Source organism: Luteimonas terrae (assembly GCF_031457535.1).
GTDB classification, from domain to species: Bacteria; Pseudomonadota; Gammaproteobacteria; order Xanthomonadales; family Xanthomonadaceae; genus Luteimonas; species Luteimonas terrae_A.
This window is the reverse complement of the sequence record NZ_JAVDWO010000019.1, coordinates 34,104-58,215: the sequence shown is the minus strand read 5'-3', so window position 1 is coordinate 58,215 and position 24,112 is coordinate 34,104. Positions and strand designations below refer to the sequence as shown.

At 67.6% G+C, this 24,112-nt stretch carries 23 protein-coding genes; 15 read left to right on the top strand and 8 right to left on the bottom strand.

Features of this window, described 5'->3' with window-relative positions; all coding sequences use genetic code 11:
* The first annotated feature begins 22 nt into the window (after nt 1-22).
* Complete coding sequence (locus J2W68_RS17490) at nt 23-739, top strand: ABC transporter ATP-binding protein (RefSeq protein WP_310238550.1); 717 nt, start codon at nt 23-25, stop codon at nt 737-739.
* Nucleotides 736-3,264 carry an ABC transporter permease gene (locus J2W68_RS17485; RefSeq protein ID WP_310238547.1) on the top strand — a complete coding sequence of 843 codons (2,529 nt, stop codon included), beginning with the start codon at nt 736-738 and terminating at the stop codon, nt 3,262-3,264. The genes J2W68_RS17490 and J2W68_RS17485 overlap by 4 nt, the downstream gene beginning before the upstream one ends.
* 60 nt (nt 3,265-3,324) lie before the next feature.
* On the opposite strand, the gene J2W68_RS17480 is transcribed toward J2W68_RS17485, so the two are convergent.
* Nucleotides 3,325-4,260: a pepsin/retropepsin-like aspartic protease family protein gene (locus J2W68_RS17480; RefSeq protein WP_310238545.1), complete on the bottom strand. Its 936-nt coding sequence runs from the start codon at nt 4,258-4,260 to the stop codon at nt 3,325-3,327.
* 104 nt (nt 4,261-4,364) lie between these two features.
* Entirely contained in the window at nt 4,365-4,691 is a 327-nt protein-coding gene (locus tag J2W68_RS17475) for a hypothetical protein (RefSeq protein WP_310238542.1), read from the bottom strand.
* 137 nt (nt 4,692-4,828) lie between these two features.
* Here J2W68_RS17475 and J2W68_RS17470 point away from each other — a divergent pair, with 137 nt between their 5' ends.
* Together J2W68_RS17470 and J2W68_RS17465 are read left to right on the top strand one after the other, a co-directional pair.
* A complete protein-coding gene (locus J2W68_RS17470) occupies nt 4,829-5,431 on the top strand; it encodes an RNA polymerase sigma factor (protein ID WP_310238539.1) in 603 nt (200 codons plus the stop codon).
* Nucleotides 5,428-5,853: a hypothetical protein gene (locus J2W68_RS17465; RefSeq protein WP_310238536.1), complete on the top strand. Its 426-nt coding sequence runs from the start codon at nt 5,428-5,430 to the stop codon at nt 5,851-5,853. The genes J2W68_RS17470 and J2W68_RS17465 overlap by 4 nt, the downstream gene beginning before the upstream one ends.
* Nucleotides 5,854-6,057: 204 nt before the next feature.
* Here J2W68_RS17465 and J2W68_RS17460 read toward each other — a convergent pair whose 3' ends face one another.
* Nucleotides 6,058-6,315 (bottom strand): hypothetical protein, encoded by a 258-nt coding sequence (locus J2W68_RS17460; RefSeq protein ID WP_310238583.1) that lies wholly within the window; start codon nt 6,313-6,315, stop codon nt 6,058-6,060.
* 156 nt (nt 6,316-6,471) lie between these two features.
* On the opposite strand from J2W68_RS17460, the gene J2W68_RS17455 reads away from it, so the two are divergent.
* From J2W68_RS17455 to J2W68_RS17445, 3 genes are read left to right on the top strand one after another with little or no spacing between them, the layout of a single operon-like run.
* On the top strand, nt 6,472-7,536 hold the full coding sequence (locus J2W68_RS17455; protein WP_310238531.1) for a class I SAM-dependent methyltransferase: 1,065 nt from the start codon (nt 6,472-6,474) through the stop codon (nt 7,534-7,536).
* Nucleotides 7,533-8,240 (top strand): pseudouridine synthase, encoded by a 708-nt coding sequence (locus J2W68_RS17450; RefSeq protein ID WP_310238528.1) that lies wholly within the window; start codon nt 7,533-7,535, stop codon nt 8,238-8,240. The genes J2W68_RS17455 and J2W68_RS17450 overlap by 4 nt, the downstream gene beginning before the upstream one ends.
* Nucleotides 8,233-8,925, top strand: coding sequence for an HAD family hydrolase (locus J2W68_RS17445; protein ID WP_310238525.1), 693 nt, complete (start codon nt 8,233-8,235; stop codon nt 8,923-8,925). The genes J2W68_RS17450 and J2W68_RS17445 overlap by 8 nt, the downstream gene beginning before the upstream one ends.
* Nucleotides 8,926-9,065: 140 nt before the next feature.
* Here J2W68_RS17445 and J2W68_RS17440 read toward each other — a convergent pair whose 3' ends face one another.
* Together J2W68_RS17440 and J2W68_RS17435 are read right to left on the bottom strand one after the other, a co-directional pair.
* Entirely contained in the window at nt 9,066-9,362 is a 297-nt protein-coding gene (locus J2W68_RS17440; RefSeq protein ID WP_310238522.1) for an ArsR/SmtB family transcription factor, read from the bottom strand.
* Complete coding sequence (locus J2W68_RS17435) at nt 9,359-10,372, bottom strand: cation diffusion facilitator family transporter (protein ID WP_310238518.1); 1,014 nt, start codon at nt 10,370-10,372, stop codon at nt 9,359-9,361. The genes J2W68_RS17440 and J2W68_RS17435 overlap by 4 nt, the downstream gene beginning before the upstream one ends.
* 256 nt (nt 10,373-10,628) lie before the next feature.
* On the opposite strand from J2W68_RS17435, the gene J2W68_RS17430 reads away from it, so the two are divergent.
* Together J2W68_RS17430 and J2W68_RS17425 are read left to right on the top strand one after the other, a co-directional pair.
* Nucleotides 10,629-11,513 carry an ankyrin repeat domain-containing protein gene (locus J2W68_RS17430; RefSeq protein WP_310238515.1) on the top strand — a complete coding sequence of 295 codons (885 nt, stop codon included), beginning with the start codon at nt 10,629-10,631 and terminating at the stop codon, nt 11,511-11,513.
* A complete protein-coding gene (locus J2W68_RS17425; protein WP_310238513.1) occupies nt 11,510-13,732 on the top strand; it encodes a hypothetical protein in 2,223 nt (740 codons plus the stop codon). The genes J2W68_RS17430 and J2W68_RS17425 overlap by 4 nt, the downstream gene beginning before the upstream one ends.
* A gap of 35 nt (nt 13,733-13,767) precedes the next feature.
* On the opposite strand, the gene J2W68_RS17420 is transcribed toward J2W68_RS17425, so the two are convergent.
* Together J2W68_RS17420 and J2W68_RS17415 are read right to left on the bottom strand one after the other, a co-directional pair.
* The gene (locus J2W68_RS17420) at nt 13,768-14,316 is read right to left on the bottom strand and encodes a DUF1415 domain-containing protein (protein WP_430539770.1); all 549 of its coding nucleotides are present in this window, start codon (nt 14,314-14,316) and stop codon (nt 13,768-13,770) included.
* A gap of 5 nt (nt 14,317-14,321) precedes the next feature.
* Nucleotides 14,322-14,804: a YajQ family cyclic di-GMP-binding protein gene (locus tag J2W68_RS17415; protein WP_310238511.1), complete on the bottom strand. Its 483-nt coding sequence runs from the start codon at nt 14,802-14,804 to the stop codon at nt 14,322-14,324.
* A 138-nt stretch (nt 14,805-14,942) separates the two neighbouring features.
* Here J2W68_RS17415 and J2W68_RS17410 point away from each other — a divergent pair, with 138 nt between their 5' ends.
* The 3 genes from J2W68_RS17410 to J2W68_RS17400 all read left to right on the top strand — a co-directional run bounded on the left by J2W68_RS17410 (nt 14,943) and on the right by J2W68_RS17400 (nt 17,617).
* Nucleotides 14,943-15,992: an NAD(P)-dependent alcohol dehydrogenase gene (locus J2W68_RS17410; protein ID WP_310238509.1), complete on the top strand. Its 1,050-nt coding sequence runs from the start codon at nt 14,943-14,945 to the stop codon at nt 15,990-15,992.
* A 73-nt stretch (nt 15,993-16,065) separates the two neighbouring features.
* A complete protein-coding gene (locus J2W68_RS17405; RefSeq protein WP_310238507.1) occupies nt 16,066-17,001 on the top strand; it encodes a DMT family transporter in 936 nt (311 codons plus the stop codon).
* A gap of 79 nt (nt 17,002-17,080) precedes the next feature.
* The gene (locus tag J2W68_RS17400; protein ID WP_310238504.1) at nt 17,081-17,617 is read left to right on the top strand and encodes a DUF1453 domain-containing protein; all 537 of its coding nucleotides are present in this window, start codon (nt 17,081-17,083) and stop codon (nt 17,615-17,617) included.
* 100 nt (nt 17,618-17,717) lie between these two features.
* Here the strand turns inward: J2W68_RS17400 and J2W68_RS17395 are convergent, their stop codons facing one another.
* Nucleotides 17,718-18,350 (bottom strand): OmpW/AlkL family protein, encoded by a 633-nt coding sequence (locus J2W68_RS17395; protein WP_310238501.1) that lies wholly within the window; start codon nt 18,348-18,350, stop codon nt 17,718-17,720.
* A gap of 441 nt (nt 18,351-18,791) precedes the next feature.
* On the opposite strand from J2W68_RS17395, the gene aceF reads away from it, so the two are divergent.
* Genes aceF through lpdA form a run of 3 tightly spaced genes read left to right on the top strand, consistent with a single transcriptional unit; the run spans nt 18,792 to nt 23,973 of the window.
* Nucleotides 18,792-20,519, top strand: coding sequence for a dihydrolipoyllysine-residue acetyltransferase (gene aceF, locus J2W68_RS17390; protein WP_310238498.1), 1,728 nt, complete (start codon nt 18,792-18,794; stop codon nt 20,517-20,519).
* Between the two features lie 8 nt (nt 20,520-20,527).
* A complete protein-coding gene (locus tag J2W68_RS17385) occupies nt 20,528-22,147 on the top strand; it encodes a GNAT family N-acetyltransferase (RefSeq protein WP_310238495.1) in 1,620 nt (539 codons plus the stop codon).
* On the top strand, nt 22,147-23,973 hold the full coding sequence (lpdA, locus tag J2W68_RS17380; protein ID WP_310238492.1) for a dihydrolipoyl dehydrogenase: 1,827 nt from the start codon (nt 22,147-22,149) through the stop codon (nt 23,971-23,973). The genes J2W68_RS17385 and lpdA overlap by 1 nt, the downstream gene beginning before the upstream one ends.
* Nucleotides 23,974-24,112: the final 139 nt, after the last annotated feature.

Here is a 24,112-nt window from a genome sequence, read left to right as displayed (position 1 = left end):
CGCAGGCGCACAAAGGAACATCATGGCCGATTCAAACCCAGCGCAGGCTGAAACCCGCCACGCCCTCGTCGTCGAGGGGCTCGGCAAGCGCGTCTCGTTGCCGTCGGGCGAGCTGACGATCCTGCAGGACGTGGGCTTCCGCATCGGCCGGGGCGACACGGTGGCGATCGTCGGGGCGTCGGGTTCCGGCAAGAGCACGCTGTTGTCGCTGCTCGCCGGCCTCGATACGCCGAGCAGCGGTACGGTGGTGCTCGATGGCGCGCCGATCTCGACGCTCGACGAGGACGGCCGCGCGAAGGTGCGCGGCGAGAAGGTCGGCTTCGTGTTCCAGAGCTTCCAGTTGCTGCCGTCGCTGACCGCGCTGGAGAACGTGATGCTGCCGCTGGAGCTGCGCGGCGATCGCGAAGTGGAAGGCCCGGCGCGCGACGTGCTCGCGCGCGTGGGGCTGGGCGAGCGCCTGGGCCATTACCCGCGCCAGCTCTCGGGCGGTGAGCAGCAGCGCGTCGCACTCGCGCGTGCGTTCGTGACCCGGCCGGCGCTGCTGTTCGCCGACGAGCCCACTGGCAATCTCGACACCGCGACCGGCCAGTCGATCATCGAACTGCTGTTCGCGCTCAATGCCGATGCCGGCACCACGCTGGTGCTGGTCACGCACGACGATCACCTGGCGCAGCGCTGCAAACGCCGCCTGCGCATCGACAGCGGGCGGCTGGTCGCCGACGAGGCGATGCCCGCATGAGGACCGCCGCGCTCGCGTGGCGCCAGTTGCGCCGCGATTTCAAGGCCGGCGACATCCGCATCCTGTTCGCCGCGCTGGTGCTCGCGGTCGTCGCGGTGACCGCGGTCGGCTTTGTCACCGATCGCGCGGAGCGCGCGCTGGCGATCGAAGCCAACCGCCTGCTCGGCGGCGACGCGGTGGTACGTGGCGACGCGCCGATCGAAGGCGCGATCCGCGATGCGTCCAACGCGCCGGGCCTCGACGCCGTCGACACGGTCGAACTCGACAGCATGATCCGCGTCGGCGCGGGCGACACCGCGAATCTGCGGCTCGGCGACGTGCGTGCGCTCGGCGACGGCTTCCCGTTGCGCGGCAGCTTCCGCATCGCCGGCGCCGATGGGGTCGAGCGCGATGCCGAGGCCGTGCCGGAGCCCGGCACCGCATGGATGAGCCGCGCCGGCGCCGACACGCTCGGCGCATCGGTCGGCGACACCGTATTTCTCGGCGACCGCAGCTTCCGACTGACCGCTCTGGTGCTGCAGGAACCGGATGCGTCGATCGATTACTTCAATGTCGCGCCGAAGGTGTTCCTGCATCTGTCCGATCTCGAGGCCACCGGCCTGATCCAGCCGGGAAGCCGCATCCGCTATCGCCTGGTGATCGCCGGTGACGCGAATGCGGTCGACGGCTTCGCAACGGCCGCGCGCGCGAATCTCGGCCGCGGCCAGCGCGTGGAAACCATCGGCGATGCGCGCCCGGAAGTGCGCTCCTCGCTCGATCGCGCCGGTCGCTTCCTCGGCCTCGCCGCGCTGGTGTCGGTGATCCTGGCCGCGGTCGCCGTGGCGATGGCCGCGCGCCAGCACTCGGCGCGGCATCTGACCTCCGTTGCGGTGATGCGGTGCATGGGCGCGCAGCAACGCACGCTGGTCGGCATCCATGTCGGCGAACTGCTGCTGCTCGGTGTCATCGCCTGCACGCTCGGCGTCGTCATCGCCTTCGGCCTGCAATGGGGCATCGGTCGCTGGCTGGAATCGTTGCTGGGCCTGTCGATTCCGTCAGCGGGATGGATGCCGGCGCTGCAGGGCTACGGTGTCGGCCTCGTCGTGCTGATGGCCTTCGGTGCGCCGCCGGTGCTCGCGCTGCGCCGTGTGCCGGCCTTGCGCGTACTGCGTCGCGATCTCGGTGGTTTCGAGCCGAGTGCGTGGCTGGTCGGCGGCGCCGGTTTCGTCGGCCTCGCCGCGCTGCTGTGGTGGAAGGCTGGCTCGGCGACGCTGGGCGGCGCGATGCTCGCCGGCATCGCAGCGACCTTTGCGGTGCTCGCATTGCTCGCCTGGGGCCTGATCCTGCTGGTGCGCGCGCTGCGCACGCGGCTGCGCGGCAGCCTGCGCTACGGCCTGGCCAATGTGAGCCGGCGCGCGGGCACCAGCGTCGCCCAGGTCACGGCGCTCGGGCTCGGTCTGATGGCGCTTCTGCTGCTGACTTTTGTCCGCACCGATCTGCTCGACCGCTGGCAGCTGGCGATCGGCCAGGACGCGCCCAACCGCTTCATCATCAACGTGCAGCCCGACCAGCTCGATCCGGTGCGCGCCTTCATCGCCGACCAGGGCGTGGATGCGCCGGTGCTGTTCCCGATGATCCGCGCGCGTCTGGTCGAGCGGAACGGTGAACCCGTGCGCGGCGAGGACTTTGTCGGCCGCAGCGGCGACGAAGCGGAGGACCGTCAGGCGCAACGCCGCGCCGAACGCGAGTTCAATCTGTCGATGCAGAGCGATCTGCGCGACGACAACCGGGTCACCGCCGGCACGTTCTGGGGCGACACGCCGCCGGCCGCGCCGGAGATCTCGGTCGAGGAAGGCTTCGCCAAGGATCTCGGCTGGCAGCTCGGCGACCGCATCGTCTTCGACATCGCCGGCCAGCGGTTCGAAGCGCCAATCACGAGTTTCCGCAGCATCGAGTGGGAGAGTTTCCGGCCGAACTTCTTCGTCGTCGCCTCACCCGGCGCGCTGGATGCGTATCCGGCGAGCCACATCACCGCGGTCCGCGTCCCAAGCGACAAACCACGTTTCACCGCCGACCTGGTGCAGCAGTTCCCGAACCTGTCGGTGGTCGACATCGACGCGGTGCTGACCCAGGTGCGCAGCACCGCCGACCAGGTGTCGACGGTGGTGCAGGTGGTGTTCTGGTTCTCGATCGCGGCCGGCGTGCTGGTGCTGCTCGCGGCGGTCAGCGCCAGCCAGGACGAGCGTCTGCTCGAAGGCGGCGTGATGCGCGTGCTCGGCGGCAAGCGGGCGCAGTTGCGGCTGGCGCAGGCCTCGGAATTCGCGGCCATCGGCCTGCTGTCGGGCCTGGTCGCGGCGATCGCGGCCTCGGTACTGGCCGGCGTGATCGCGGTGCAGGTCTTCGACCTGCCGTGGACGCCGAACTGGGCGCTGGCCGCGGCCGGCGGTGGCATCGGCGTGCTGATGACATTGCTCGCCGGCTTGTGGGCGACGCGCAAGGTGCTGGATGCGCCGCCGTCGGTAACGCTGCGCGCGCTGCAGGAGTGAGTGCTCGACACCGCGCGTGAGGGGACACATCGTCCCTCGCGTAGCCGGTGCGCGCGTGACTCATGGGGTGCCTGGTGTCGGTGCGCATACCGCGACGCGCTGACTGCGCTGGTCGATCAGCACGACGCTGTCCTGGAGGGCGTGCGCGCCGACCAGCGCTTCGGGGAAGCGTGTCGAGACCCGCACCTCGAAATCGGATAGCGAGAGTGCCCCGATCCGCAGCGGTCCGCGCAGCCGTGCGCGCCCGCCGTCGATGTCGCCATTGCTGAGCGTCAGGCGGTCCTGGGTCATTGCCGCAGCGTCGGGCATCACGTCGTAGTGCGCCTGCGGCAGCACCAGGGTGACGTTGGCCCCGGTGTCGAGCTGTGCTTCGAGCTGCAGATCGCCGATCGACACCGGAATGCGGAACGGCCGCTCATAGGCGAGTGTGCCGGGCTGGTCGACCGTCAGGCGCTGGACCCGGCTGAAAGACAATCGCCGCCTCGGGTAGTCGATCGCCAGCAGGCCGTCGGCGAAGAATTCGCGCGCAAGGATGCCGTCGAACGTCGCATCCGCGGACTGGCGCGCGTTGTAGTCGCGCGTGATCACGACGACATCCTCGTGGCGCAATGTGCCGAGCGTGAGACTGCGCAGACGGAACGTGTCGGCCTGTGCGGTACTGACGCCGTCGGAATTGGCGGCGCTTCCTTCGCGCGGCAGGCCGAGCGCCTCGGCCAGTCGCGTGTCCGCCCGTGCGACCCCGCTGGCGCCGGTGTCGATCGCGAAACGAAACGGGCCAGCGCCGTCGACCTGCGCCGCGACATAGACGCGTCCGTCGACAAGGTCGAAGGGCACATCGACCAGCGCGTCCGACGCAGACAGCGCCAATGCGCAGGCATCGTGCAGGGGCGCCGCGGCATGCGCGGCGCATGCGCCGAACAGCGCACATACAGCGAATGCGAGATCGCGGGCGTGGCAGAAGCGTCCGGCGCGTGCGGCGGAAGCAGACAGGGTCATGAAGGTGTGCTCGATGGTCGGCCACCGCGTCGCTTGGTGTTCGCGATCGGGCGATCAGAAGATAAAGGCTCTGTCCCGGCCCGCAGGCCGGGCGCGGTGCGCGATCAGCGGACGCGGCGCGCCAGCGCGAAGGCGACGAGATTGCCGATGCCGGTGGCGCCGAGCAGCAATGCGACCACGCCCGGGCTGACTTCGGTCCAGCCGAGCGCTTCGATGCCGGCGAAGCCGAGCGCCAACGCGACGAGGATCGTGCCCCAGCGCAGCGAGGCGTGGCGGCGTCGGCTCTCCTCGCCTTCGAGGATCGAACGCAGCATGTCCTCCGAGCCATTGGCGGCGACCATCTGCCGCCGCGTGCGCGCATCGACGACCGCCTTGATGGAGAGATAGACACAGACGAACAGGGTGATTGGAATCAGGATGGCGAAGTCCATGGGGCGGGTTCCGTTGATTGGGTGCGGGGTTCGAAGACTGGGATGCGGCGAACGCGCAGGCGGTTGCAGTTGGCGTCGCCCGTCCGTGCCCCGGTTGTCTTGCAACCGCCGGCCCGCCCGGCGTATCCCTGTCTGCAATGCCGCCTGACGAACCGACATCCGAGGACGTGAGACGCGCCGACCGCGCGCTGGTCGCCGAGGTGCTGTCCGGCGCGCCGGGTGCGTTCGAGCGTCTGGTGCGATTGCATCAGGGCCTGTGCTGGCACGTGATCGAGCGCATGGTCCGCCACCCGGAAGACACCCGTGAGCTGTGCCAGGAAGCGTTTCTGCGCGTACACCAGGCGTTGCACCAGTACCGGGGCGAGAGCGCACTCAAGTCATGGATCGCGCAGGTCGCGTACTCGGTGGCGAAGCGGCACCTCGAACGCCGGCGTATTCCGCTGGCCGATGTGCCCGATGATGCCGACGGCCTGTCGCTGGCGGAGCGCGTCGCCGACGGCTTCGATCTCGAACAGGCGGCGTCCGACCACGAAATGTCCGCGCGCCTGCATGCCGCGATCGATCGGCTGCCACCGCTGCAACGCACCTTGCTGACGCTCTATCACCTCGACGAACTGCCGATTGGCGAGATCGCCACCATCACCGGGCTCGCCGATGGCACAATCAAAAGCCACCTGTTCCGCAGCCGCAAGCTGTTGAGAGAGTTGCTGGAACCGCGACTGGGAGTCTTCGCCGCATGAACCGGGTACCGGGTCTCGAATCGAATGACGCGCGCTGGCAGGCGCAGGAGCGCGCGCTGACCGGCGTGTCATCGGACGCAGGCGATGCACTTCTGCAGCACGCCCTGCGCACGCTGCCGTCGTCTTTGCCACCCACCGATTTTGCAGCGGGTGTCGCGCACGCCGCCACGCAGGTCAGGGCCAGCAATGCGAAGGCCGATCGCAACGATCAAATCCTCGTGAAAATGCTCGGCGCTGCAATGGCGGGTAGTGCCGTGATCTGTGCGTTCGTATACGGCAATGCAATCGCGACAACCGCCGTGTCACTCCTCGGAGAGAACGCGCTGCAATGGGCAGGCCTAGGAGGGCTGTGCGTCTCCGTTTCAGTTCTGCCATGGGCTGGCGTTCTCGCACATACAAGGCGCGTGGGTCACGGCGGCTGAGGTCAATCAGCAGATTCGCGAGCGGCTCAATGCGGCGCGTATGGGCTTGATTCCCCGCAGGGCACTTGAAGATGCGCTGGTTTCAGGGACATGCTTTCTTCGAGGCCAGGGGCGACGCGATGGCCCACCTCATCCCACACGCACTCCAGTCGCTCCGCGGCGCATCACACGCGCCCGGCATCGCATGTCGGGCGCGCATCGGATTCAGCCGACGATGGTTTCCTCGGCCTCGAACCGCCGCGCGTACTCGCGCTCCTCGCTGACCCGCTGCACGTCTTCGTGTGCGATGTCCGGGCCGCCGTAGACCGCGTAGACGACCTCGTCGTCGCGCTTGCCGATCGCATGCAGGCGATACCGCGACTGGCCGCCGCCGGTGTCGGGCGGATAGCGGTGCGGCGGCTCGGTACCGTCGAGATCGAGCTCGCTGTTGTCGATCGTGCCGCCAACGAACAGGGCATGGATGGGCATGGAGGTCTCCTCTGTGGGGTGCGTGGCCATCGTGCAGACGGTGATGTTGTGGTTTCATCAATCTCGCGTTCGCGTCGCGTGCGGAGCCGGTGCGGCCGGTGAACCGGCGGGGCCGGTAGAATCCACGGCCGTCCCGCCCTGTCCGAGCCGATGTCCGATCCCGCCCTCGACGCCCTGTTCCTGCCGCTCGAACAGCGCCAGCTCGCCTGGCCCGCTGACGGCGCGCTGTTCCTGCGCGCGCGTCCGGGCGTGCCGACGACCGGCGGTCGCTGGCCGGGTTTGGTTTGCGAGCAGAGCTTCAAGCCGCTGCATGCGGCGCTGCAGCGCGCCGGCCTCGACGCGCTGCCCGGCGACAGCGGCAATGCTGCGCTGCCGCGCAAGCCGCTGGTGCTCGTGCTGCCACCGCGCCAGCGCGACGAATCGCGCGCGGTGCTGGCGCGCGCGCTGCAGTCGGTGACGCCGGGCGGATGGGTGCTGGCCAGCGTGTCCAACGATGAAGGTGCGAAGTCCGCGCAGGACGATCTCGCGAAGCTCGCCGGCAACATCGGTGCGCTGTCGAAGCACAAATGCCGCGTGTTCTGGGCGAGGACCGGCGACACCGTGGACACCGCGCTGGTCGAGAGCTGGGCCAGGCTGGACCGTCCGCGCGAGGTGCTCGGCGGCCGGTTCCACAGTCGCCCGGGCGTGTTCGCCTGGGACCGCATCGATCCCGCGTCCGCGCTGTTGGCCTCGCACCTGCCGACGACGCTGGCCGGGCTCGGCGCCGATCTGGGCGCCGGCTACGGCTATCTGTCCGCGGAACTTCTGCAACGTTGCAAGGGCATCACCGCGCTGGACGTCTTCGAAGCAGAAGGCCGCGCGCTCACGTTAGCCCGCCAAAACCTGGCCGCACTCGGCGCGGGCGCGACACTGGCCTACCACTGGCACGACGTGACCACCGGCGTGCCGCAGGGCTATGACTTCATCGTCAGCAATCCACCGTTCCATGCGCACGGCCGCGAAGGCCGGCCCGACATCGGCCGTGCGTTCATCGGCGCCGCCGCGGTCGCGCTGAAGCCGGGCGGCGCGTTGTGGCTGGTCGCCAACCGGCATCTGCCTTACGAAGAGGTGCTCGACTCGCGTTTCAGCGAGGTCAGCGAGATCGCCTCCAGCGGTGCGTTCAAGGTGATCCACGCAGTGCGCGCCCGCGCCACGCCGGCGAGGCACCGCGCATGAAGCTGGTCAAACTACTGGCCAATCTCGGCTACGGCAGCCGCAAGCAGGTCGCGTGGATGTTCCGCGAAGGCCGGGTGACCGATGCGACGGGCGACGTGCTGTACGCCGACGACCAGGTCGGCCACGACGACGTGCGCGTCGACGGCGAACCGCTGGATCCGCCGCAGGGCCTGACGCTGTTGCTGCACAAGCCGTCGGGCTACACCTGTTCGACCAAGGACACCGGGCGCCTGGTCTACGATCTGCTGCCGCCGCGTTACCGGCTGCGCTCGCCGGTGTTGTCCACGGTCGGTCGACTCGATCGCGAGACCAGCGGCCTGCTGCTGTTCACCGACGACGGCCAGCTGCTGCATCGGATCATTTCGCCCAAGGCCGCCTTGCCGAAGGTCTACGAGGCCACGCTCGCCGAGCCGTTGCGCGGCAACGAGGCCGTGCTGTTCGCCAGTGGCGCGATGCTGCTGGAGGCGGACAACACGCCGCTCAAACCCGCGGTGCTCGAAGTCCTGTCGCCGACGCAGGCGCGACTCACGATCACCGAAGGCCGCTATCACCAGGTGCGGCGCATGTTCGCCGCGGTCGGCAACCATGTCGTCGCGCTGCATCGCAGCCGCGTCGGCGGGCTCGGGCTCGGGGCGCTGCCGGAAGGCGAATGGCGCGCGCTCGATGCCGGCGATATCGAGACACTGATGGCGGCACATGGCTGAGATCGCACCGCTGCCGTCGCGGCCCGCGGCGGTGATCTTCGATATGGACGGGCTGATGCTCGACAGCGAGCGCGCGATTCTCGAATCGTTGCGCGCCGCGGCGGTGGATCATCGCGCGGAGATCGATCCGGACTGGTGGCTGTGCCTGATCGGCCACACCGATGCCGTCTGCCGCGCTCGACTGCGCACGCACATCGGCGACAGCGCGGCTGCGGCGCTGCTCGATGACGTTCATGCGCGCTATGTCGCGATCGCCGAACGCGGCCTGCCTCATCGGCCGGGCATCGTCGCGTTGCTGGATCTGCTTGCCGCGCACGACATGCCGCGCGCGGTCGCGACCTCTACGCGATCACCGCTGGCGCAGCGCAAGCTCGAAGCGGCGGGTCTCCTCAAGTATTTCGATGTGGTCTGCACGAGCAGTGATGTCGCGCAGCCCAAGCCTGCGCCTGATGTCTACCTGCTCGCTGCCGAACGCCTCCGTGTGGCGCCGTCGCAGTGCCTGGTGCTGGAGGATTCGCCGACCGGCGTGCGCGCCGCGCTTGCAGCGGGCATGACCGCGGTGCAGGTGCCGGATCTGCTGGCGCCGGACGAGGAAGCGCGTGCGCTCGGACATCGCATCGTCGGATCGCTTGCCGATGCGCAGGCATTGATCGTGCCGTGGCTGTCGACAGCCACGGCAGAATGATCAGATGGGGTTCGTTGACACTCCGCCCTACGACGCGCGCATGACCCGTCCGCAGGACGGATAAAGCGCAGCATACGCAGTCGACCACACCCACTCGCGTCTGCGATCGCAGGCATCCGGGTTCGCTGCTGCGTCGGCGATCAGACGTGCTCGCCGGTGTGATCCAGCATGTCGCGCAGCATGTCCTGCACGTGGGCGTCGTCGGCCTCGTACAGCACCTGACGCGCATGACGTTCGCCGCGCACCAGCCGCGCGCCGCGCAGCAATCGCAGGTGATGGCTGACCAATGGCTGCGAGGCGCCGGTACGACGTGCGATTTCGCCGACGGCGACCGGACCGTCGAGACAGGTCAGCAGCACGCGCAGCCGTGTGGGATCGCCGAGCAGCTTGAAGGTCTCGGCGAGGATCGCCAGCCGCGCATCGTCGACAGCGGTCATCGCGCAGGTCCGGACGCTTGCGGCGTGTCGTGCGGATGGTCGTGATCGTGGTGATGCGCGTGATCATGCGTATGCGCGTCTTCGCTGTCCTGCCGCTCCAGCGCGCACTGCGCCTGCGGCATGTGCACGACTTCGACGGTCGCATGCCCGATCGCGAACCGCTCGGCGAGCGCGCGCTTGACCTCGGGCACTACCTGCGCCGGCTGCGCGCCCTCGGCCAACGTGAGTTCCAGCGTTGCCAGCACCTTGCCCGACGTGATCGACCAAACATGCACATGGTCGATGGCGGCGACGCCCGGCACGTTGTCACGCACATGGTCCTGCAGCACGGCGATGTCGATGTCCGGCGGCACGGCTTCCATCAGGATGTCGAACGCGCTGCGCAGCAACGCCCAGGCGCTGCGCAGGATCAGCAGGCACACGAGTACCGACAGGATCGGATCGATCGGCATCCAGCCGGTGAAGTGGATCACCAGCGCGGCGATGATCGCCGCGACCGAGCCGAGCAGATCGCCGAGCACGTGCACCGTCGCGCCCTTGATGTTGACGTGCGACTGGTCGCCGCGATGCAGGATCCAGAACACCAGGCAGTTCACCAGCAGGCCGACCACCGCGACCGCGAGCATCGGCCCGGCCAGCACTTCGCCCGGACTGCGTAGCCGCTGGATCGCTTCCCAGACGATCCAGATCACCAGCGCGAACAGCGTGATTGCATTGACCAGGCCGGCGAGCACCTCGAAGCGCATGTAGCCGAACGTCCGCCGTGCGTCAGAGGCGCGGCGCCCGATGCGGAAGCCCACCCAGGCCAGCAGCAACGCGGCGGCATCGGTGAGCATGTGGCCGGCGTCGGCGATCAGCGCCAGCGAACCCGACAGCACGCCGCCGACCACCTCGACCAGCATGAAGCCCGCGGTCAGCACGAAGCCGGTCAACACCACGCGTTCGTTGGCGGTGGAGACCAGGGGCGCGTGGCTGTGGCCGTGCTCGTGGGTGTGGTGGTCGTGCGACATGGGGGCAGGGGAGCCGGGCGGGACGCTATTATATAAACATATTTTTATAAGTTGACACTCTGCGGCGCCGGTGGCCCGCAGTGTCAGCGAACGGGTCAGGAATTCCCTGCACCGTTGCGGGCAGCGCCTGTCCCGCGGCTGCGCTAACCTCGACCCGATCGCGTACGGAAGCGCCGGGGTCGGAATGGACACGATGGGTCAATCAGTTCGCGATGCCCGCACACCGCCGTGGCTTGTACCGGCGATCAGATGGTGGATGGCCCTGTTCCTGGCGGCGTCGATCGTCGCCCTCTCCGGTTGCGTGCTGGCAGTGCCGTCCGCCGACAGCTCGGGCGAGCGTGCCGCGGCGGCGCGTGTTTTCGAGGATCCGAATCTGCAGGCGCTTGCAATCGCCGCCGGTTCGGGTGATGCGGAGACGGTCCGTCGGCTGATGCGCGACGAAGGTGTCGATCCCGACGGTGTCTTCTGGGGGCGCGATGGCGGCACCCCGATGCTCGCGTGGCCGATCTATCGCGGCAATCCCGAGGGTCTGCGCGCAATGCTGGAAAACGGCGCGGATCCGAATGCCAAGACGCGTTACCCCTCGAATGACGGAATCGTCCGTTACCACAGCAACGCGATGGTCTGGGCCGCGCGGCAGAAGGATCCGGCTTATCTGCAGATCCTGCTGGACCATGGCGGGGATCCGGATACACGCAACCCCAATCGGGAGGCGTTGCTGTTCGAGTCCTACATCCATGGCAACCAGTGGCAGAACGTGCAGTTGCTGGTCGAGCGGGGGGCGGACGTCAACGTACAGGCGTCACCTGGCAGCACCATCCTCACAAGCTACGCCGGCCGAGGGGGCTTTCGGATGGCGCATTGGCTTCTGGAGCATGGAGCGGATCCCTCCTTGCAGTTCTCGTTTGGCAAGCCGATACAACGCTCGGACTCGCACGCCATAAAAGCGATCTTCTGGCACCCGGGCAATTCGAGCGATCCGGATTGGCAGGTCAGATGCCAACGCTGGCTGTTGGCGAACGGCTTCGAACGTCCGTCGATGCCGGAGTACTTCCGCAAGATGCGGGAAACATTCGGTTTTCCGCATACCGAGGATCAGATTCCCCTTCCCGCATCGAGGGACGACGGAGGTGAGATGTGACAATCCAACATGAGGAGCGGCAGCGTCTGTTGTCGGCATTGCGGTCCAGTGGATTGCATGAGGCGGCAGATGAAGCGGACAGGCTTGAGGTGGCCTATCACGCTCAGGAGATGGCCAAGTTGTCCCATGATGTCTATGACGCTGCCAAGAATGTCGGGGAGTCACCGTCTCCTTGGACGCGCGTCAGCGCGACGCCTGCCCTCCTACGCGAGTTGCTTCCCGGGCTTGATCTTGACGACGGGCAGATCTTGGAACTACTGCACCCCAAGAACTCCGGATTCCGCGCGGAGATCTATATTCCGGATCCCGCGGTGCTGGGACCCGGATACAAGCCCACGCTTGTGTTCAAAGGATCAACCGGCGAGGTGATCGAGAACGGCAAGCTCCGTGATACGACGATCGAGGATTTCGTCGCCAACAATTTCCCCCAGTCGATCGGCCTAGCGACGGATTACTACGATCGTGCGATGGAACTGGCCCTCGCGCTGCAGCGCGCGGGTCTGGAGTTCGACATTGCTGGGCATAGTCTTGCGGGAGGCAAGGCATCTGCTGCTTCTGCTGTGACCGGAATGCAGGCGGTCACGTTCAATGCGGCTGGCCTGCACCCCGACACGGCGAAGAACTTCGCGCAAGCAAGCGGAAATCTCCCTCTTTTCGACATCGATCAGACCGTCACGGCCTGGCAGGTCCAGGGCGACGTGCTCAACGACGGCCTGCAGCGCGACATCCGCGGCATGAGCGAAGTGCAGCGCGAGCGGGTGGCGATGCTGCTCACCAACACTGTGGCTGCGATGCAGGGCACGCCGGCCGGCCGAGATTTTCTGGAGCAGCGGCTCCTGCCCGGCATTCCCGAAGTGTCGCATCCTGCGGTGCGTGCATTTCTCGCGAAACTCGAGCAGGGCGATGCTATTGCCATGATCCGGGACTTGCCCGAAGCCGCTGGCAAGCGCATGCCCCCGCTGGTGGCGATGACCCACCACGAGCAGATGCTCGTCGCGCGCGAAGATCGGGCCTCGATGGCCGAACTGCATCAACTGAGCGTCCCAGTCCTGACCGTGCTCGCCATGGGCGCGCGCGGTGCGAATGCTGGCGCGCAGATGGGCGGCGTGATTGCCGACGGCGGCCGTGTGCTGGGCGAGGGGCTCGCGACTTCCGGCGACGCGGCGCGCGCCGCCACGGGGGTGGCTGGTGAGCACCTCGACCGGAGCTGGTCGGGCGCCGGCCTCGTACTGAGTCGAAGCGCCCAGGCCATGGGCGAGTTCAGCGCGCAGGCGCGGCTGGTGGGCGCGCATGGCGCAGCGGCCATTGACCATGCGCAGGGTCTGGCGGGCGCAGGCATCGCAAGCGCCCGGGGAAGCCTGCTGCGCAGTGCGGGGGATGCGGCGGGCGTGTGGTCCGAAGCGTGGCGCGACGGCCTCCACGCACATGCGGAGCGTGTCGAGGCTGCGGGCGACGCAATGCTCGATCGCAATCGCGGCGAGGCTGCAGCCGCCCTTGAGCAGGGGCGCACTGCGGCGCAGGCCAGGCGTGATGTGGCTGGTGCCATCGCCGCCGGCGTCCAGGTGGGGGCGGATGCGTTCGGCGCGCAGGCGCGCAACCAACTGGTGTACGTCGGCGAACGCCTGGATGCCGGTCTTGAGGTCGCTGGCGCGCAACTCACACGGGTGACTGCACACGCGCCGACTGCAGGCGCCGGGCTCGGCGGACTGAGCGGTGTGGTCGTCGGCGGTACGCTGACGTTCGACCCGCGCACGCCGCATGGTCGCCAGCACTGGTCCGGTGCCATCGAGCTGGTGCGTGAAGGCGGTCCGGCGCTGTCGGAAGCCGTCGGTCGCCATGGCATGGACACGGCTGTGCTGGCGAGCATGGAACGCCATATCGCGGAGCAGGAAGCGGCCGCGAAAGCGCTGCTGCGCGAACGGGACCGTGGGAGCGAAACGCCGACGCTGCAGACGCCTTCCGCATTGCGGTCAGGCGGGGTAGGCGCCGCGCTGGAGGATCTGTTGTCCGCAGTGCGGCAAGGCGATGCCGGCGCTGCGAAGCAGGCGTCGCATGCGTTGTTGCAAGCGCCGGGCGCGCAGGCCTGGCTGGCCGATGGGCAGGCAAAACTGTCGGCGCGTGATCAGGCGGCTGCGGTCAGCCCAGAGGCCGCGGAGCAGCACGCGCCACATCGGCAGGTGCCGCAAGGCCCTGCCGAACAGGCGGCCCCGGCGTACTGAGCGGACCCCCGCGGCGGCGCGGTGCCGCGCCGTTCTCAGTTCGCTTCGGTAAACAACCGCGCCCACCCGGCGTGCCCCAGCGTTTCGAGCGTGGCGAGATTGCGGTCGATGATGCTGTCGGGTTCTGGATACGCATCCACCGCGCGCGCCACACTGTCTTCGCGCAACAGGTGCAGCGTCGGATATGGCGCGCGGTTGGTGTAGTTGCCGATGTCGTCGGGGGCGGTGCCGGCGAACTGGTAGTCGGGATGGAAGCTCGCGACCTGCAGCTCACCGTCGAGCTCCAGCGCCTCGACCAGACCATCGGCCTCGTCGAGAAAATCGTTGTAGTCGAGGAAATCGCCCAGCACCTGTGGATGCACGATCAGCGTGGTGTCGATCTCGGTGGCCGACGTGTCGCGCAGGCGCAACAGTTCCTCGCCGAGCGCTTCGAGCAGGGCCTCGGGCGTGGTCGCATCGCTCAGGACGAAGCGCACCTGGTCCTTGACCACGACCGCCTTCGCGAATGGGCACAGGTTGAGCCCGATCACCGCGCGCTCCAGCCACAGGCGGGTGTCGGCGATCGGGTCGGCGCTCGGAAACACGCGGATCAGTCGCGGAAGTTGTCGAACTGCAACGGCAGGTCGAACTCGGCGCCGCGCAGCAGCGCCATCGCGGCCTGCAGGTCGTCGCGCTTCTTGCCGTTCACACGCAGTTTGTCGCCGTTGATCTGGCTGTCGACCTTGAGCTTGGCGTCCTTGAGCGTGTTCTGGATCTTCTTGGCCAGGTCGCGCTCGATACCCTGCTTGACCGTGACGGTCTGCCGCGCGCCGGCGAGGTTGGTCTCGATGTCGCCGAACTCCAGACACTTCACGTCGATCTTTCGCGCGGCCAAACGCTGACGCAGGATTTCGGTCATCTGCTGGACCTGGAAGTCGCTCGGCGCCGACTGCTTGATGGTCGCGTCATCGAGTTCATAGGAGGCCTCGACGCCCTTGAAGTCGAAGCGCGTGGTCAACTCGCGATTGGCCTGGTCGACGGCGTTGGTCAGCTCGTGGGTGTCGACTTCGGAGACGATATCGAAAGAAGGCATGGGGCACCTGCAGGTATGACGAAGGCGCGCAGATTACCGCACGGGCGGTATGGGCTGTTCCGCCAGTGCCGCGCTGGTGGCGTTCGGCAGGGCGCAAGATGGATGGTTTCCCCATTTCTCCAAGACGAGGCCGCCGCCATGCTCGACACCCCCGCCTATGCTGCCGCCGACGCCAGTTCGCCGCTGGCGCCGACCACGATCCAGCGCCGCGCGCCGCGCGCCCACGAAGTGCTGATCGACATCGCGTTCTGTGGCGTCTGCCATACCGACCTGCACCAGGTCCGCGACGAGTGGGGTGGCTCGATCTTCCCGATGGTCCCGGGCCACGAGATCGTCGGCCATGTCGCCGAAGTCGGCAGCGAGGTCACGAAGTTCAAGATCGGCGACGCCGTCGGCGTCGGCTGTTTCGTCGACTCCTGCCGGTCCTGCGCTCAATGTCAGGCGGGTGAGGAGCAGTTCTGCGAGCAGGGTATGACCAGCACCTACAACGCGATGGAGCGCGACGGCAGTGCCCCGACCTACGGCGGCTATTCCACCCGCATCACTGTCGACCAGGACTACGTGCTGCGCGTGCCGCAATCGCTGCCGCTCGACGCCGCGGCGCCGCTGCTGTGCGCCGGCATCACCACCTACTCGCCGCTGCGCCACTTCGGCGTCAAGCCGGGTGATGCGGTCGCCGTCGTCGGCCTGGGCGGCCTCGGCCACATGGCGGTGAAGTTCGCCGTCGCGATGGGCGCACGCGTGACGGTGCTCAGCACGTCCGAATCGAAGCGCGACGACGCGCTGAAGCTCGGCGCGCACGACTTCGCCGCCACGCGTGACGAGGCCACGTTCAAGACGCTGGCCAAGACCTTCGACTTCATCGTCGACAGCGTGTCCGCGCCGCACGACTACAACACCTACCTGTCGCTGCTGAAGGTCGACGGCACGATGATCCTGCTCGGCGTGCCCGACCAGCCCGCGCCGGTCGCTGCCGGCTCGTTGATCATGCAGCGGCGTCGCCTGACCGGTTCGCTGATCGGCGGCATCCGCGAAACCCAGGAAATGCTCGACTTCTGCGCCGAGCACGGCATCGTCTCCGACATCGAGCGCATCGGCATCGCCGACATCAACACCGCCTACGAGCGCATGCTCAAGGGCGATGTGCGCTACCGCTTCGTCATCGATACCGCCACGCTCCAGAGCTGATTCACCGCCGCGCGCCGGATGCCCGGTGCGCGCGTCCATGCGAGGATGCGCGGCCCGTCCGCCGAGTCGCCACATGTCACGCCCTGCCGCCGCACCCCGGACCAATGCCCGCGCCGCGGCGCTGTGGATGCTGTTCGCCGTGCTCGCGTTCGCAGGCATGGACGCGGGCATGAAGTGGATCGCCAACGACTATTCCGCGTTCCAGGTCGCGACCTTCCGCAGCCTGGCGACGCTGCCGCTGATCGTTGGTTGGCTGCTGCTGCGCGGGCGCGCGGGCACTCTGTTGCGCGTCCACTGGCCCTTGCATCTACTGCGCGGCGTGCTGGGCGTGGGCATGATCGCCGGTTTCGTCTACGGCCTGGCCCGGATGCCGCTGTCGACCGCCTACGCGATTGTCTTCGTGTCGCCGCTGATGGTCACCGCGTTGGCGGTGCCGCTGCTCGGCGAGAAGGTCGGACCACGACGCTGGACCGCGATCGCGCTCGGGGTCGTCGGCGTGCTGGTCGTGCTGCGGCCCACTGGCGAGGGCGTGGCGACGCTGGCCGGGCTGGCGGTCGTCGGTGGCGCGCTGTGCTACGCGATCGCGTCGATCACCGTGCGCAAGCTCGCCCAGCGCGACAGTCCCGAAGCGCTGGTGTTCTGGTTCCTGGTGTTGATGGCGGTGTTCGCCGGCGCGCTGGCATGGCCGGAGTGGCAGCCGCTGCAGCGTGGGCACTGGTGGGTCCTCGCGCTGATCGGTGTGACCGGTGCGCTGGGCCAGGTGGGCCTGACGCACGCGTTCCGGCTCGGTGAAGCCAGTCAGGTCGCACCGCTGGAATACACCGCGCTGCTGTGGGTCGTGCTGCTGGATCTGTTCGTCTGGCAGGTGTTGCCCGACGGCATGACGTGGCTGGGCGCCGGCATCATCGTCGCCAGCGGCCTTTATATGTTCCGCCGCGAAAAAGTGCTGTCCGAAACCGGCACGGTGGACACAGGGATCAAGCGCCTCGACGGCACGCCGCCGCCGTAGAGCGTGTCCCTTTCATCATGGTCGCGCGCTGGATCGCGGATCATGCTGTCCTCGATACACCGGAATCTGCGATACCTCGATGCCTCTTCTGCTGCTCGCCGTGGTCCTGCTCGCCATCTTCGCGCTGCTGCTTCTACTGTGGCCGCTGGCGCTGTGGAACCGCTATCGCATCGGCACCTCGCGCCGGCGTCCGCCGCGCTGGCTGACGCGGCTCAATGCCTGGCTGATTCCTGTTTCAGCGCTGATATTCCTCGGCGGCATGGGCATCGCCCAGCTGTTCGTCACCCACGCGTTTCCATATGCCGCGCTCGGCGTGCTGGCCGGACTGGCGCTGGGTGGGCTGGGCTGGGCTCTCACGCGCGTCGAGCACCGCCCGGGCCAGGTCTGGTACACGCCGAACCGCTGGCTGGTGCTGGCGCTGACGCTGGTCGTCGTGGCTCGCGTGTTCGCCGGCATCTGGCAAGCGTGGGAACGCATGCGCGGCGACACCGCGGCACTCGCCGCATGGGGTCCGCTCGGCGAGCCGGCTGGCTTGTTCGCGGTCGCCGGGCTTGTGGTCGGCTACCACGCGATGTATGCGGTGCTGCTGCAGTGGCGGCTGGGGCGCTGGCTGTAATTGGGTCCTGATCACGCGCCTGAGGCGAGATCGTGGAATTCCAGGCAAAAAAAGACCCGCCGAAGCGGGTCTTCCCTGGTGCACGACTCTGGGAGAGAGGTCAGAAACGTGCGCCGATACCGACACCCACGGTCCACGGGTCGAGCTTGAGCTCCTGACCGGTGGAGACGCCTGCCTGGTTCACGTCAGCGCGACTGCGCAGGTAACGCGCATCCGCGCGGGCGAACCAGGTGGGGGTGATGTTCATGTCGACGCCGACGGTGCCGATCGCGCCCTTCGGCGTGGACAGGCTGACGTGCTCGCCACCCGGATTGAGGTCTTCACCGCTGATGTTGGAGTGGTGGTAACCCAGACCCACGAACGGGCGGAAGGTGTTGTCGGCCTGGCCGAAGTGGTACTGGCCGCTCAGCGCGATCGGCTGCTGCTCGACGATGCCCACCTTGCCGGCATCGTTGCGGACGCGGTGGTCGAACTTGTCGAGCGCGCCCCACAGCTCTGCGCTGATGTTGTCGGTGAAGTTGTAAGACACAGAGGCCGTCGGGGCCGGGCCGCCGTCGACTTCGATGCCGTCGTTGCTGCTGCTCTTGGTCGGTTGCAGCAGGGTGGCGCCGCCGACGACCGAGAAGCGCTTGCCGGAGGCGGTGTCGCCAGCGTCCTGGGCGAACGCGACCGAAGAAAAGGCAAGGCTGGCCAGGGTGGCGAGCGCGAGAACGCGCTTGTTGGACTTCAGCATGGGGTGTGCTCCTTCTTGAAGGCTTGAAGGCTGGACCGTGGGGGCCAGCGTTGCGGCATGTCGCAGCGTGCGGGGGCGGCGCTGCGACCTTCCTCTGCGGGAAGGCGGCGCCATGCTCGCAATCAGAACCTGAATAGACGATTTGCGCTTCCTGAAGCGCGCACAACGCTTCACAGTGCCTTCTGAAACCTGCTTCAGCGGTTCATCGGTAAGCCGCTGTCAATGGGCTGGGCGCGTAGGAAGAGGGCCTGAAAATCGATGTATGCAAGACGAACGTCGCGTTCGTGACGCAGCGTTCCGCGCACGGCGTCTGGTGCATGCGCGCGTCGCGTGTGGTCAGAACGAGTTGACCGTCCCATGCGCGGCCGTACGCGACGCAACAGTTGGCGCAAATCCGGCTGGGCCGCACAATAGCCGGTCACGACCTGCCCGGAGGGCCGCATGGCCGACCTGAAAGAAGCACGCGTTCCCGACATTGGCGGGTTTGACGATGTCCCGGTGATCGAGGTGCTGGTCGCCGTCGGCGATACGGTGTCGGTCGACCAGGGGCTGGTGACGCTCGAATCGGACAAGGCCACGATGGAAGTGCCGGCGCCGTTCGCGGGCGTGATCAAGGAACTGAAGGTCAAGGTCGGCGACACCCTGTCGGAAGGTGGCGTGGTCGCGATCATCGAAGCCGAGGGCGGCGACGCCCAGGCCGAAGCCCCGGCCAAGGCCGAGGCCCCTGCGAAGACCGAAGCCCCGAAGGCCGAAAAGCCTGCCGCCGAGAAAGCCGCGCCGGCTGCGAAGGCCGAGGCGCCGAAGGCACAGTCCGGCGGTGGCGGGGCGCAGGAATCCAAGGTCCCCGACATCGGCGGCTACGACGACGTGCCGGTGATCGAAGTACTGGTCGCGGTCGGCGACACGGTCGAGAAGGATCAGGGGCTGATCACGCTGGAATCGGACAAGGCCACGATGGAAGTGCCGGCCGCGGTCGCCGGCGTCATCAGGGAACTCAAGGTCAAGGTCGGCGACACGCTGTCTGAAGGCGCCGTGGTCGCGATCATCGAAGCCGCGGGCGATGCACCTGCCGCGGCCTCGGAGCCGGCTGCAGCGCCGGCCAAAGGCACCGACGACAATGCGGTCGAGCCGGTCGCGGCGCAGGCCAAGCCCGACAAGATCGCCGAAGCCTCGATCGAGCATCGCGCGCCGGGCGGCGGCAACCCGCCGGTGCGCTTCGATGCCGATGCGATCCTCCCCGACAAGGTGCCCTACGCGAGTCCAGCGGTGCGTCTGTTCGCACGCGAGCTCGGCGTGGATCTGACCCAGCTCAAGGGCAGCGCCAAGGGCGGCCGGATCATCCGCGAGGACGTGCAGTCCTTCGTCAAGAGTGCCTTGCAGGGCGGTGGTGCGAAGGCCGCCTCCGGCGCGCCGGCAGCGGCGGGCGGCGGTCTCAACCTGCTGCCGTGGCCGAAGGTGGATTTCGCCAAGTTCGGCGAGATCGAGGTCCAGGAACTGGGCCGCATCCAGAAGATCTCGGCGGCGAACCTCGCCCGCAACTGGGCGATGATCCCGCACGTCACGCAGCACGATGATGCCGACATCACGGATCTCGAAGCGCTGCGCGTGCAGCTCAACAAGGAGAACGAGAAGGCCGGCATCAAGCTGACCATGCTCGCGTTCCTGATCAAGGCCTCGGTCGCGGTGCTCAAGCAGTACCCGCGCTTCAACAGTTCGCTCGACGCGTCTGGTGAAAACCTGACGCTCAAGAAGTACTTCCACATCGGCTTCGCCGCCGACACCCCGAACGGCCTGGTCGTTCCGGTGATCCGCGACGCCGACAAGAAGGGCGTCATGGAGATCTCGCAGGAGATGTCCGCGCTGGCGAAGAAGGCACGCGACGGCAAGCTCGGCCCGGCCGACATGCAGGGCGGCTGCTTCTCGATCAGCTCGCTCGGCGGCATCGGCGGTACCAGCTTCACCCCGATCGTCAACGCACCGGAAGTCGCGATCCTCGGTGTGTCGAAGTCGGCGATGAAGCCGGTCTGGGACGGCAAGGCCTTCCAGCCGCGTCTGACCCTGCCGCTGTCGCTGTCCTACGACCACCGCGTCATCGACGGCGCGGCGGCCGCGCGGTTCACCGCGACGCTGGCGCAGCTGCTCGGCGACATGCGTCGCGTGCTGCTGTAAGCGTGCCGGTGACCAGCGACACCACGCGGGAAAAAGCGCGGCTGACCGTCCGGCATGCGACGGTCACCGACATCCCGGCGATCGTCGCGCTGTCGGACACGGTCTACGGCGAGGAAGGCGGCTATACGGCCGAGATGCTCACCGGGCAGATCGCGCAGTTTCCGCAGGGCGTGTTCGTCGCCTGCTACGAGGATGTGGCGGTCGGTTACTGCGCCACATTCCGGATCGATGAGGCGAGCGCGATGGCGCCGCACCGCTGGACCGAGATTTCGGGCGGCGGTTATGGCGCGCGCCATCTGACCACCGGCGACTGGCTCTACGGCATGGAAGTCTGCGTGGATCCCGCCTACCGCGGGCTGCGCATCGGCCGCCGTCTGTACGAACTGCGCAAGCGGCTATGCCAGGAACTGGGCCTCAAGGGCATCGTGTTCGGCGGGCGCCTGCCGGGCTTCTCGCGCCGCGCGAAGGCCTACGGCAACGACGCGCACGCCTACGTCGCCGACGTGCGCGCGGGCCGGATCCGCGATCGCGCGCTGAGCTTCCAGCTCAGCAACGGTTTCGAATTCATCGGCCTGCTGCGCAACTACCAACCGGCCGACCGTGAATCGCGCGGTTACGCGGCGCATCTGGTCTGGCGCAACCCGAAGATCGACCCAAATGTGCGCACGACCGGAACCGCGCGCCAGCTGCCCGATTCGGTGCGCGTGGCGACGGTGCAGTACCAGCAACGGCGCGTCGCCTCCTTCGAGGAGTTCGCGACCCAGGTCGAATACTTCGTCGACATCGCCGCCGATTACCGCGCCGATTTCGTGGTGTTCCCGGAACTCTTCACGCTGCAGCTGCTGTCGGTCGAGAACAAGCCGTTGTCGCCGCAGGATTCGCTGCTGGCGTTGACGGGTTACACGGAGCGTTTCGCCACGCTGCTCAGCGAGCTCGCAGTGCGGCACAACATCAACATCATCGGCGGCTCGCATCCCACGCGGACCAGCGACGGCCCCGACGCGAACGTGCGCAACATCTGCTACGTCGCGCTGCGCGACGGTTCGCTACACACCCGCGACAAGCTGCATCCCACGCCCAACGAGCGCACTTGGTGGGGCATCGGCGGCGGCGACAGTGCGCGGGCGATCATGACCGACTGCGGGCCGATCGGCGTCATGATCTGCTACGACAGCGAGTTCCCCGAACTCGGCCGGCACCTGGTCGACCAGGGCGCGATGATCCTGTTCGTGCCGTTCTGCACCGACACCCGCGAAGGCTATCTGCGCGTGCGCTACTGCTCGCAGGCGCGCGCTGTGGAAAACCAGTGTTATGTGGTGCTGTCGGGCAACGTCGGCAACCTGCCCGGCGTCAACAATTTCGATATCCAGTACGCGCAGAGTTGCATCCTGACGCCCTGCGATTTCCCGTTCGCGCGTGACGGCATCGCGGCCGACACCACGCCGAACGTCGAGCAGGTCGCGTTCGCCGATCTGCGTCTCAACGATCTCGTCGTCGCCCGCAACGACGGCACCGTGCAGAACCTCAACGACCGCCGCCACGATCTGTATTCGCTGACCTGGGCGCGTCGCCCGGCGTCGCGCATCGCGGCGTCGGACCCCACGCAACAGACTCCGGAGAACCCGTGATGGCCCAGACCCTCGAAGTGAAAGTCCCCGACATCGGCGGCTACGACGACGTGCCGGTGATCGAGGTGCTGGTCGCGGTCGGCGAGACCGTCGCCAAGGACCAGAGCCTGGTCACGCTGGAATCGGACAAGGCGACGATGGAAGTGCCCGCCTCGAGCGCGGGCGTCATCAAGGAATTGAAGGTCAAGGTCGGTGACACGCTGTCGGAAGGCAGCGTGGTTGCGGTGATCGAGGCTGAAGGCGAGGGCGATGCGCCTGTCGCCGACACGAAGACCGCTGCGCCCGAGAAGACAGAAGCGGCGCCCGCGAAGAAGAGCGAAGCGCCCGGCAGCAATCCGCCGGTCGCGCGTTCGCACGCGGCGCCGGCCGAGCCGGATGCGGTCAAGGCCGCACCGTCGTCGGGCCGCACCGCCGATGTCGAATGCCGCGTCGTCGTGCTCGGCTCCGGTCCCGGTGGCTACACCGCCGCGTTCCGCGCCGCCGATCTCGGCCTCGATACCGTGCTGATCGAACGGTATGAGACGCTCGGCGGCGTCTGCCTCAACGTCGGCTGCATTCCGTCGAAGGCGCTGTTGCACGCGGCCGAGGTCATCGACCAGGCCAAGCACGCCAGCGACTACGGCGTGGATTTCGGTACGCCGACGATCGCCCTCGACAAGCTGCGTGGTTACAAGGAAAAAGTCGTCGGTCAACTGACCAAGGGCCTGACCGGCATGGCCAAGCAGCGCAAGGTGCGCGTGGTCACCGGCGAAGGCCTGTTCGTGTCGCCCAACGAGATCGAAGTCACCGGTAGCGACGGCAAGACCCAGCTCGTGCGTTTCGAGCAATGCATCATCGCCGCCGGTTCGCAGGCGCTGAAGCTGCCTGGCTTCCCGTGGGACGACCCGCGCGTCATGGATTCGACCGACGCGCTGGAACTCGCGGAAACGCCGAAGAAGCTGCTCGTCGTCGGCGGCGGCATCATCGGCCTCGAGATGGCGACGGTCTATCACGCGCTCGGCAGTGAGGTGACCGTCGTCGAACTCGCCGACCAACTGATGCCCGGCGCCGACAAGGACCTGGTCAAGCCGCTTGCCGACCGCCTGAAGAAGCAGGGCGTGTCCGCGCATCTGAAGACCAAGGTCGTCGAAGCCAAGGCCGCGAAGACCGGCATCGATGTCGTGTTCGAAGGCGAGAGCATTCCCGAGACCAAGACCTTCGACCGCGTGCTGGTCGCCGTGGGACGCACGCCCAACGGCGGCAAGCTCGCAGCCGACAAGGCCGGCGTGCGCGTGTCCGAGCGCGGCTTCATCGCCGTCGACGCGCAGATGCGCACCAACGTGCCGCACATCTTCGCGATCGGTGATCTGGTCGGCCAGCCGATGCTGGCGCACAAGGCCACGCACGAAGGCAAACTCGCGGCCGAAGTCGCCGCCGGCGAGAAGAAGGAGTGGGTGGCGCGGGTGATTCCGTCGGTCGCCTATACCGATCCGGAAATCGCGTGGGTCGGCATTACTGAAACCGAGGCCAAGGCCAAGGGCCTGAAGGTCGGCGTAGGCAAGTTCCCGTGGGCAGCCAGCGGTCGCGCGATCGGGATCGGCCGTACCGAAGGCTTCACCAAGCTGATCTTTGACGAGGCCACGCATCGCATCGTCGGCGCCGGCATTGTCGGTGTGCACGCGGGTGACCTGATCGCCGAAGCGGGTCTGGCTATCGAGATGGGCGCCGAAGTCGCCGACATCGGCCACACCATCCATCCGCATCCCACACTCAGCGAGTCGGTGGCGATGGCGGCGGAAGTGTTCGACGGCACGATCACCGACCTCTACATCCCGAAGAAGAAGTAAGCGCGGCAGATCGGCTTGCCGTAGGAGCGCGCTCGCGCGCGATGGCTTGACGGGAAAGCGTCATTGCGCGCGAGCGCGCTTGCACGCCAGTCGCGCCAGACCGAAAAAGCCCCGGCATGCCGGGGCTTTTTCATGCGGG